General features: G+C 26.3%; 2 protein-coding genes. Both read left to right on the top strand.

The window, feature by feature from the left end; all coding sequences use genetic code 11:
* The coding region (locus QI30_RS18750; RefSeq protein WP_233600637.1) for an AAA family ATPase at nucleotides 1-1,020 on the top strand (1,020 nt) is incomplete at its 5' end.
* Nucleotides 1,021-1,022: 2 nt separating this feature from the next.
* Nucleotides 1,023-1,272: hypothetical protein (locus tag QI30_RS18745; protein ID WP_148113884.1), on the top strand; the 250-nt coding region annotated here is incomplete at its 3' end.

Raw genomic sequence — 1,272 nt, 5'->3', positions numbered from 1 at the left:
TCTTTAGAAGAAACCGTCATAACACAAAGTCTAACAACGGGAAATTTAGAAGGAGAAATGGAAGTAGATTTAGATGATATTCTTATTAGAATGAGTATCAAAGAAATTAAAAAGATATTAGACACAGATATTCTAAAAGAAGATAATTTGAAATTTGAAATGTTGCAATCGGTATTTAACAATGAATTCAATTCTCAAATTTCTAATTTAACATCTAATAATTTAAAATCAACAATTTCATTTACAGAGGTTAATAATAATAGTGGGAAGCTTGTTTTCATAGAAGATGTATTAGACAGAGAAGCATCAACGATTAATATAAACAGAGAGTTTGTTAGACCAATTTTCATAGATGATCCTACAGTTATTGATGAGATTTCTGAATCAATTAGAATATATTTGGGAGGTAAGAAATTATCTTATAATCATAAATCATATCTTATTGATTTATTAAAACAAACAAATTCGGATGAAAATGTTTTTTCAAAAAAGAAAAATGATGAGATGATTAATGCTATTTTGAAAGAGGTTATAGATGGTAATATTTCAATAAATGGAAGGAAAAGTTTTTATGAAATTCCATATAGTGATCGTAATAAGAAACTATCATTGTCAAACCTTTCAACAGGTATGAAATCTTTTTCTATTCTTAGTATTTTAAAAAATAGCGGAGCGTTTAATACTGTAGAGTATGTAATATTAGATGAACCAGAAATACATTTACATCCAGAATGGCAACTTAAATATGCTGAATTAATAGTGCTTTTATCTAAATACTTAAATATTAAATTTTTAGTAACTTCCCATAGCCCATACTTTATAGAAGCTATAGAACTGTTCTCAATGAAACATGGAATAGAGGGGAAAGTAAATTATTATAAATCTAAGCATACTCAAAACCCTAATTTTTATACCATAGAGGATTATACACAAAGATTAAGTGATATTTATGATGAATTAGCGGAATCAATGTTTGATCTTCAAAATTTAAGAGATGAATTGGAACTAGAGGAGGAGTAATTTTGGATGTTCTAGAAATTAAACAGTATTTAGAAGAAAACTATTCTTTTTCTACACTTCATGATTGTTCAGAAGATGATTCTAATTCGCAATTTTTAGTTCAAAATCGTGCTATACAAGTATTTGATTTTGATGAAATTAAAGTAAATGAGGTTAAGCAAAGATGTTTTCCGAGTTATACCAGTTTAACTTCTCCAGACACTCTTTTTTTCGATAAAAATAATCATTTAAAACTTATAGAATTTAAAAATA

Source organism: Candidatus Kurthia intestinigallinarum (genome assembly GCF_003991225.1).
In the GTDB taxonomy this organism is placed as follows: domain Bacteria; phylum Bacillota; class Bacilli; order Bacillales_A; family Planococcaceae; genus Kurthia; species Kurthia populi.
The sequence above is the reverse complement of the archived record's forward strand: the minus strand, read 5'-3'. Positions and strand labels throughout refer to the sequence as shown.